The 9,371-nt window shown below is 62.4% G+C and carries 5 protein-coding genes and 2 pseudogenes; 5 read left to right on the top strand and 2 right to left on the bottom strand.

Annotated elements, in window-relative coordinates; genetic code table 11:
* Positions 1-23: 23 nt before the first annotated feature.
* Together HU715_RS27145 and HU715_RS27150 are read right to left on the bottom strand one after the other, a co-directional pair.
* The gene (locus tag HU715_RS27145; RefSeq protein WP_186706030.1) at positions 24-326 is read right to left on the bottom strand and encodes a cell division protein ZapA; all 303 of its coding nucleotides are present in this window, start codon (positions 324-326) and stop codon (positions 24-26) included.
* A complete protein-coding gene (locus HU715_RS27150; protein WP_186706031.1) occupies positions 323-553 on the bottom strand; it encodes a hypothetical protein in 231 nt (76 codons plus the stop codon). The genes HU715_RS27145 and HU715_RS27150 overlap by 4 nt, the downstream gene beginning before the upstream one ends.
* A 323-nt stretch (positions 554-876) precedes the next feature.
* Between HU715_RS27150 and HU715_RS27760 the strand changes: the two are divergent.
* From HU715_RS27760 to selO, 5 genes and pseudogenes are all read left to right on the top strand, one after another.
* Positions 877-1,533: pseudogene (locus HU715_RS27760) on the top strand (MCP four helix bundle domain-containing protein); the annotation flags it as partial.
* A 303-nt stretch (positions 1,534-1,836) separates the two neighbouring features.
* Positions 1,837-2,436: pseudogene (locus HU715_RS27765) on the top strand (methyl-accepting chemotaxis protein); the annotation flags it as partial.
* Positions 2,437-2,718: 282 nt separating this feature from the next.
* Positions 2,719-4,461, top strand: a complete 1,743-nt coding sequence (locus tag HU715_RS27160; protein WP_186706033.1) for a potassium/proton antiporter — start codon at positions 2,719-2,721, stop codon at positions 4,459-4,461.
* Positions 4,462-4,495: 34 nt separating this feature from the next.
* Positions 4,496-7,858 carry a mechanosensitive channel MscK gene (mscK, locus tag HU715_RS27165; RefSeq protein WP_186706034.1) on the top strand — a complete coding sequence of 1,121 codons (3,363 nt, stop codon included), beginning with the start codon at positions 4,496-4,498 and terminating at the stop codon, positions 7,856-7,858.
* A gap of 37 nt (positions 7,859-7,895) precedes the next feature.
* A complete protein-coding gene (gene selO / locus HU715_RS27170; protein ID WP_186706035.1) occupies positions 7,896-9,359 on the top strand; it encodes a protein adenylyltransferase SelO in 1,464 nt (487 codons plus the stop codon).
* Positions 9,360-9,371: the final 12 nt, after the last annotated feature.

Below are 9,371 nucleotides of genomic sequence, written 5' to 3' on the forward strand. Positions count from 1 at the left end.
ATTAGCTCACTGCCAGACCTTGGTCAGACCTGCTGAATCGTCTTGGCAATCACCTCGACCGTGGCGCTGACTTGCTCTTGGTAACGGTCGAGTTCCGCTTGATGCTGCTTCTGCATTTCCATCTGCTGCGAACACAGGTTCATCGCCGCCAATACCAGCAGGCGATCACCGATCAGCGTCGGGTATTTCCTTTTGGTATCGGCCAGTGCGGCCTTGAGCATCGAAGCGGCGTCCAGCAGGGCCTGTTCCTGCCCGGCCGGCGCTTTGATTGAATAGTCTTCTCCCAGGATCGAGATGACAGTCACCCCGTCGGCGCCGTGCTTCATGCGCTGACAGGACCGGCGCTGGCGCGCTCGATCAGGGCCTGGATGCGGGCCGCGGTGGCGCCGTGCAGTTCTTCCTGTTCCATCAGGCTCAGTTGCAGGCTTTCGTTTTCATCCTTGGCCTTGGCAAGTTCGGCGCTCAGGGTTTCGTTCAGGCCGGTGAGGTGCAGGTTCTGTTGCACCAGGTCATTGACCAGTTGCTCCAGTTGGCTGAGGGATGCTTCCAACATATTGATTTCCAGGCTTTTCCAAGGGGCGCGTACGATAAAGAAAAGTCACCGCCGATGCCACGCTTTACACGGGGCGGTGCTTCGCTCGCGAGCTGTAGAGACTGTGATTCAAGCATCTGGTTCCTACCCTTCGTCGCACGGCGACTGCTGCACTGCGACAAAAGCACGCACGCCGCTCAAGACTTCGGTCGCCAGACCGATAAGTCAGTGAAACCAGTCACAGCCCCGCACGGACGCGCTTCTTCACGGTAACTTCCATGTCCCTACGTAATATGAACATCGCGCCGCGGGCGTTTCTGGGGTTTGCCCTGATCGGCGCCCTGATGCTGGCCCTTGGGGTGTTTGCCCTGACACAGATGAATAAGATTCGCGTGTCTGGCGACAACATCGCCCAGAACAGCGTGCCCAGTATCAAGGCCCTGAACGAGTTCACCCAGCTCACCCTGCGTTTGCGCGTGTTGTCCTATCGCCTGCTGACCAACCGCGAAGCGGATACCCAGCAAAAAACCCTGGATCTGTTCGAGCAGCGCAACCAGCAGGTCCGCGCCGCACAGGTTGCCTATGAAAAACTCATCAGCGCTCCTGAAGAACGGGCCGCGTATGAGCAGTATGTGCAGTTGCTCAATCAGTACCGCCAGCTCGAAGAGCGGATGAAAACCCTGTCGCGCAACAATCAGGTCAACGAACTGCAAGCGCTGCTCAACACCGAGCTGATGAGCAATTCCGACGCCATCAACGCAGTGCTGGCTCGTTTGACAGACATCAACAACCAGCAAGCGGAAGCATTCAATAAAAACGCGGCGCAACAATATTCGGCCGCGTTCAACTGGGTCGTCACCCTGCTGGTCATCGCCACCGGCCTGACCGTGCTGTTCGCCTGGCTGCTGACCAACAGCATCACCAAGCCGATCGCCAACGCATTGGATGCCGCCGAGGAAATCGCCAAGGGCAACCTGACCCGGCCGATCACCGTGGACGGCAGCGACGAAGCCGGCCGCCTGCTGCGGGCGATGTCGACCATGCAGGACAAACTGCGCGACACCCTGCAGCGGATCTCCGGCTCGGCCACGCAACTGGCGTCCGCCGCTGAAGAACTCAACAGCGTCACCGACGAAAGCGCCCGTGGCCTGACCCAGCAGAACAACGAAATCGAGCAGGCCGCCACGGCGGTCAACGAAATGACCAGCGCCGTGGAAGAAGTCGCGCGCAACGCCGTCAGCACGTCGGAAGCGTCCAGGAACGCCACTACGTCCGCTGGCGACGGCCGCGACCTGGTGCAGGAAACCGTCGGCGCCATCGAACGCATGAGCGCCGACGTACAAAGCACAGCCTCGTTGATCGGCAACCTGGCCAACGAGTCCCGGGATATCGGCAAGGTTCTGGATGTGATCCGCGGCCTGGCCGACCAGACCAACCTGCTGGCACTGAACGCCGCCATCGAAGCCGCTCGCGCCGGTGAGGCCGGACGAGGCTTTGCCGTGGTCGCCGACGAAGTCCGCGCCCTGGCCCACCGCACCCAGCAGTCGACCAGCGAAATCGAACGCATGATCGGCAGCATCCAGAGCGGCACCGAACAGGCCGTGGATTCGATGCGCAACAGCACCGAACGCGCCGAATCGACGCTGAACATCGCCCGCGGCGCCGGCATGTCCCTGGACACAATCAACAGCGCCATCGTCGAGATCAACGAACGCAACCTGGTGATCGCCAGCGCCGCCGAAGAACAGGCCCAGGTGGCCCGTGAAGTGGACCGCAACCTGGTGAACATCCGCGACCTGTCGGTGCAATCGGCCACCGGTGCCAACCAGACCAGTGCCGCCAGTGCCGAACTGTCGCGTCTGGCCGTGGACCTGAACAGCATGGTTGGGCGGTTCAGCCTTTAATCCGCGCAGTTGTTGATCGCTCACCAAATGTGGGCGATCAACTATCCGGCTTTTGTGGCGAGGGAGCTTGCTCCCGCTGGGACGCGCAGCGGCCCCGTCCTGAAAAGCGACGACTGCTTCGCAGCCGAGCGGGAGCAAGCTCCCTCGCCACAAAGGCTGCACCCAGAACCCGATCTCCCAAACCTTTTTTGACAGCATCACATTTCAACAGGTTAGAATCGCTGGCACGCAGACTGCATGGTCAGTTTGCGCCCGTCCTTCAGTTCTCCCGGAGTAACGCCTTTGACTGCAACGACCATCAACAGCCTGTTCTTGATCGGCGCGTTGCTGGTAGGTGCGAGCATCCTGGTGAGTTCTCTTTCGTCCCGCCTGGGCATTCCGATCCTGGTGATCATCCTGGCCGTGGGCATGGCGGCCGGTGTCGACGGCGCCGGTATTCTTTTCGATAACTACGCCACGGCCTATCTGGTCGGCAACCTCGCGTTGGCGGTCATCCTGCTCGATGGCGGCTTGCGTACGCGGGTGTCGAGCTTTCGCGTGGCGCTGTGGCCGGCGTTGTCGCTGGCGACGGTAGGGGTGTTGATTACCACCGGACTGACCGGCCTGGCGGCGGCGTGGCTGTTTGACCTCAATTTGATGCAGGGCTTGTTGATCGGCGCCATCGTCGGCTCCACCGACGCCGCAGCGGTGTTCTCGCTGCTGGGCGGCAAAGGCCTGAACGAACGGGTCAGCGCCACCCTGGAAATCGAGTCCGGCAGCAACGACCCCATGGCGGTGTTCCTCACCGTCACCTTGATCGGCATGCTGTCCAGCGGTGAAACCGGCCTGCACTGGAGCTTGTTGGGGCATCTGGTGCAAGAGTTCGGGATTGGCGCCGTGATCGGCCTGGGCGGTGGCTGGCTCATGCTGCAGATGGTCAACCGCATCAACCTGGCCAACGGGCTCTACCCGATCCTGGTTATCAGCGGCGGCCTGGCCGTGTTCGCCCTGACCAACGCCCTGCACGGCAGTGGCTTCCTGGCGGTGTACCTGTGCGGCCTGGTACTGGGCAACCGTCCGGTGCGCAGCCGCCATGGCATCCTGCACATGCTCGATGGCATGGCATGGCTGGCGCAGATCGGCATGTTCCTGGTGCTGGGGCTGCTGGTCACGCCCCACGACCTGTTGCCGATCGCCCTGCCGGCCCTGGGGCTGGCGTTGTGGATGATCCTGTTTGCCCGCCCGCTGTCGGTCATGGTCGGCCTGCTGCCGTTCAAGGCGTTCCATGGTCGTGAAAAAGCGTTTATCTCCTGGGTCGGGCTGCGCGGCGCGGTGCCGATCATCCTGGCGGTGTTCCCGCTGATGGCCGGCCTGCCCCAGGCGCAGCTCTATTTCAACCTGGCATTTTTTATCGTGCTGGTCTCGCTGCTGGTGCAGGGCACGAGCTTGCCGTGGGTCGCCAAGTTGTTGCATGTGACCGTCCCGCCCGAGCCACTGCCGATTTCCCGGGCCGCGCTGGAAGTGCACGTCACCAGCGAGTGGGAGCTGTTCATCTATCGCCTGGGCAAGGAAAAATGGTGCATCGGCTCGCCCCTGCGGGACCTGAAAATGCCCGATGGAACCCGCATCGCGGCCCTGTTTCGTGGCCAGCAATTGCTCCATCCGTCGGGTAGTACGGTGCTGGAAGTCGATGATTTGCTGTGTGTTATCGGCCATGAACACGATTTGCCAGCCCTGGGAAAACTGTTCAGCCAGGCACCGCAACGAGGCCTGGATTTGCGCTTCTTCGGCGACTTCGTACTCGAAGGAGACGCCCAGCTGGCCGCGGTTGCCGCACTCTACGGGTTGAAGCTGGACGGCATCGATCCAGACATGACCCTGGGCCGCTTCATTGCCCAGAAAGTGGGCGGTGCGCCAGTAGTCGGCGACCAAGTGGACTGGAACAATACCCTGTGGACCGTCGCGGCCATGGACGGGAACAAGATCGGCAAAGTGGGCGTCAGATTCCCCGAAGGAAGTCGCCCGGGTCCCGGCTTGTTCCTCTAAACTGCTCCCACTCTCACTTGCTTGACCGGTCTCTATGCCTACCCTGCGCTCCTTTTTCGCCATTGCCCTGCTCGGCCTGAGCCTTTCCATCTGCACGGTGCACGCCGCCGAGCCGCCCACCAGTGCCTCGGTACAGGCCAGCCTGGACAAGATCGGCGACCGCAAGCTCCCGGAGGCTGATCAGAAAGCCCTGCAGGCCGTCTTGCAGAACACGCTGACCCAGCTCAACAACAAGGCTGATTACGAACAGAAGCTGCAGGCGCTCAAACAGCAACTGGCCACGGCGCCCAAGCAGAACATCGAGAACCAGCGCGAACTGGCGCGGCTCAAGGGCACCACGGTGGTGCCGGTAGCGCAACGCTATGCCAACCTGCCGATTCCCCAGCTCGAACAAATGCTCACGGAGCGCTCCACCCAGCAGAGCGACCTGCAAAAAGCCCTGGCCGATGCCAACAGCCTGGTCATCACCGCCCAGACCCGCCCCGAGCGCGCCCAGGCGGAAATCTCCACCAGCCAGACCCGCATCCAGCAGATCAACACGATTCTCAAGGCCGGGCGAGACGCCGGCAAGGCCCTCAGCGCCGAGCAGCGCGACCAGCTCAACGCCGAGTTGGCGGCACTCAATGCACTGATCCCGCTGCGCCGCCAGGAACTGGCCGGCAACAGCCAACTGCAGGACCTGGGCAACGGCCAGCACGATCTGCTGATGGAAAAAATCGCCCGCATGGAGCAGGAAATCCAGGACCTGCAGAACCTGATCAACCAGAAGCGCCTGGCCCAGTCCCAGGAGACAGTGACCCAGCAGTCCATCGAAGCCCAGAAGGCCGGTGGCAGCAGCTTGCTGGCGACCGAAAGCTCAGCCAACCTGAAGCTCTCCGACTACCTGCTCAAGAGCACCGACCGCCTCAACGAAGTCACCCAGCAGAACCTGCAGACCAAGCAACTGCTGGACAGCGTGACCCAGACCGACGCGGCCCTGGACGAGCAAATCAGCGTGCTCAAGGGCAGCCTGCTGCTCTCCAAGATTCTCTACAAGCAGCGCCAGACCCTGCCGCGCCTGAAGCTGGACCAGACCCTGGCCGACCAGATCGCCGACATCCGCCTGTACCAGTTCGAAGTCAGCCAACAACGTGAGCTGCTGAACAACCCCAGTGCCTATGTCGACAACCTGCTGGCCTCGCAACCCTCGGAACAAGCCACGCCGCAACTGCGCAAGACCTTGCTGGAGCTGGCACTGACCCGCGTCGACCTGCTGGAGCGCCTGAACCGGGAGTTGAGCGCGGTACTCAACGAATCCATCACCTTGCAGCTCAACCAGAAGCAACTGCTCAGCACCGCCCAGAACCTGCGGGCGACGCTTGAAGAGCAGATGTTCTGGATTCCCAGCAACAAGCCGCTGGATTTCGAATGGATGCGTGCCGTGCCGACGCGCCTGGAGAAACAGATCGACTCGCTGCCTTGGGCGTCGAGCCTCAGTGAACTGGCCGATGGCCTGACCCAACGCCCGTTGCTGTTCCTGCCCCTGGTGCTGCTGATCGGCGTGCTGCTGTGGCGGCGCAAGAATCTCTATGCCCGCTTGAACAAGGTTCACCAGGACGTCGGCCACTTCAAGCGCGACAGCCAGTGGCACACGCCCCAGGCGATCCTGATCAACATCCTGCTGGCCATGCCGGTAGCCCTGGCACTGACCCTCTGCGGTTATGCCTTGCAGATCGACGCACGCGGCCAGAACGCCAACCTCGGCGCGGCGCTGCTGCAGATCGGCCAGGCCTGGCTGGTGTTCTACACCGCCTATCGGGTGCTGGCGCCAGGCGGCGTGGCCGAGTTGCATTTCCGTTGGGAGAAACCCCAGGTCGAATTCCTCCAAGGCTGGATTCGCCGGCTCGGGCTGGTGGTACTGGCGCTGGTGGCCGTGGTGGCCGTGGCCGAGTTGCAACCTTCGACCTTGGCCGATGACGTGCTCGGCATGCCGGTGGTGCTGACCTGCTACGCGCTGATGGCGTGGCTGCTCAGTCGCCTGTTGCTGAGCAGTCCGACGCACAAGAACACTTCGCTGTTTCGCAAGGCCGTCGGGGTGCTGTTCACCGCGCTGCCGATCGCCCTGTTCGTGGCGGTGTGCTTCGGCTACTACTACACCGCGCTGAAACTCAGCGACCGACTGATCAATACCTTGTACCTGCTGATGTTCTGGCTGGTGATCGAAGCCACCTTCGTGCGCGGCCTGTCGGTCGCGGCGCGGCGCCTGGCCTACCAGCGCGCCCTGGCCAAGCGCCAGGCGGCCAAGGAAGCCGGCGACGGCGAAGCGGTGGTCGAAGAGCCGACCCTGGATATCGAGAAGGTCAACGAGCAATCCCTGCGCCTGATCCGCCTCGCCCTGCTCGGCGGCTTCATGGCCGCGTTGTATTGGGTCTGGTCGGACCTGATCAGCGTGTTCTCGTACCTGGACAACATCACCCTCTACGAGTACACCAGCGGTACCGGCGTCAACATGAGCATGGTGCCCATCAGCATTGGTGACATGCTCGGCGCGCTGATCATCATCGGCATTACCTTCGCCCTGGCACGCAACCTGCCGGGCTTGCTGGAAGTGTTCGTGCTGTCAAAGCTCAACCTTGCCCAAGGCAGCGCTTACGCGACCACCACGCTGTTGTCCTACGTCATCGCCGGCGTCGGTTTCGTCACTACGCTCTCTACCCTGGGCGTGAGCTGGGACAAGCTGCAATGGCTGGTGGCGGCACTGTCGGTAGGCCTGGGTTTCGGCATGCAGGAGATCTTCGCCAACTTCATCTCCGGCATCATGATCCTGTTCGAGCGCCCGGTGCGCATCGGCGACACCATCACCATCGGCAACCTGTCGGGCACGGTCAGCAAGATCCGCATTCGCGCGACCACCATCACCGACTTCGATCGCAAGGACATCATTGTCCCGAACAAGACCTTCATCACCGGGCAACTGATCAACTGGTCGCTGACCGACACCGTGACCCGCGTGACCCTGAAGCTGGGCGTGGACTATGGCTCGGACCTCGACCGAGTGCGCGAACTGCTGCTCAAGGCCGCCCGCGACAACCCGCGCGTGCTGAAGGAGCCAGAGCCCATCGTGTACTTCCTGAACTTCGGTGAAAGCACACTGGACCATGAACTGCGCATGCACGTACGCGACCTGGGCGACCGCAACCCGGTGCTGGACGAGATCAATCGCTTCATCAACCGGGAATTCAAGAAGGAGCACATCAACATCTCCTTCCGGCAGATGGAAATCTATCTGAAGAACCTGCAAGGCCAGGAATACAAGCTGGTGCCTGCCGAGCCCGACAAAAAGACCATTCCGCCCGTGCCCTCGGCTGTCGCCAGCATCAAGCCGGTGCCTGAGCCGCCGCAAGGCACACTCGACTGATTGCGGGTTGCCTGCGAGCGTCCCGCCGGAGAAGGCCATGAAAACGCTGGAAACGCTGACCTTCGATAACCGCTTCGCCCGCCTGGGCGACGGTTTCTCGGCCCACGTGCTGCCCGAGCCCATCGACAATCCACGGCTGGTGGTCGCCAGCCCGGCGGCCATGGCGTTGCTGGACCTCGACCCCGCTGAAGCCGACGCACCGCTGTTCGCCGAGATCTTCGGCGGCCACAAGCTCTGGGCTGAAACCGAGCCTCGGGCGATGGTGTATTCGGGGCATCAGTTCGGGCATTACAACCCGCAATTGGGTGATGGCCGCGGGTTGCTGCTGGGCGAGGTGTACAACGAGGCCGGCGAGCACTGGGACCTGCACCTCAAGGGCGCCGGCCAGACGCCGTTTTCACGCATGGGCGACGGGCGCGCGGTGCTGCGCTCCTCGATCCGCGAATTCCTCGCCTCGGAGGCCTTGCACGCCCTGGGCATCCCCACCACTCGCGCCTTGTGCGTGATCGGCTCGGACACCCCCGTGTGGCGCGAAAAACAGGAGCGCGCCGCCATGGTGCTGCGCCTGGCGCCGAGCCATGTGCGTTTCGGCCATTTCGAATATTTCTACTACACCAAGAAACCCGAACTGCACGCAGCCCTCGCCGAGCACGTCTTGAACCTGCATTTTGCCGAGTGCCGTGAGCAGCCGGAGCCGTACCTGGCGATGTACCGCGAAATCGTCGAGCGCAACGCCGAGCTGATTGCCAAATGGCAGGCCTACGGTTTCTGCCACGGCGTGATGAACACCGACAACATGTCGATCCTGGGCATCACCTTCGACTTCGGGCCGTTCGCCTTCCTCGATGACTTCGACGCCAACTTCATCTGCAACCACTCCGATGACCAGGGCCGCTATTCATTCAGCAACCAGGTGCCCATCGGCCAGTGGAACCTCAGCGCCCTGGCCCAGGCCTTGACCCCTTTCATCAGCGTCGACGCGCTGCGTGAGACCCTCGGGCTGTACTTGCCGCTGTACCAGGCTCACTACCTGGACTTGATGCGCCGCCGCCTCGGTTTGACCGTCGCCGAAGAGGATGACCAGAAACTGGTGGAACGCCTGCTGCAACTGATGCAGAACAGCGGCGTCGACTACAGCCTGTTCTTCCGTCGACTCGGCGACCAGGCGCCCGAGCACGCCATTGCCACCCTGCGCGACGACTTCGTCGACCTCAAGGGCTTCGACGCCTGGGGCGAGCTCTATACCGCCCGCGTCAACCGCGAAGGCCCCGTCGATCAAGACCAACGCCGCGCCCGCATGCACGCCGTCAACCCGCTGTACGTGCTGCGCAACTACCTGGCACAGAAAGCCATCGACGCCGCCGAATCAGGCAACTACGACGAAGTCCGCCGCCTGCACACCGTCTTGAGTCACCCATTTGAAGAACAACCGGGCATGGACAGCTACGCCGAGCGCCCGCCGGAATGGGGCAAACATCTGGAGATCAGTTGCTCGTCGTAGCGCAGGCCCTGG

The sequence above is a fragment of the Pseudomonas zanjanensis genome (genome assembly GCF_014268745.2).
Lineage (GTDB): Bacteria > Pseudomonadota > Gammaproteobacteria > Pseudomonadales > Pseudomonadaceae > Aquipseudomonas > Aquipseudomonas zanjanensis.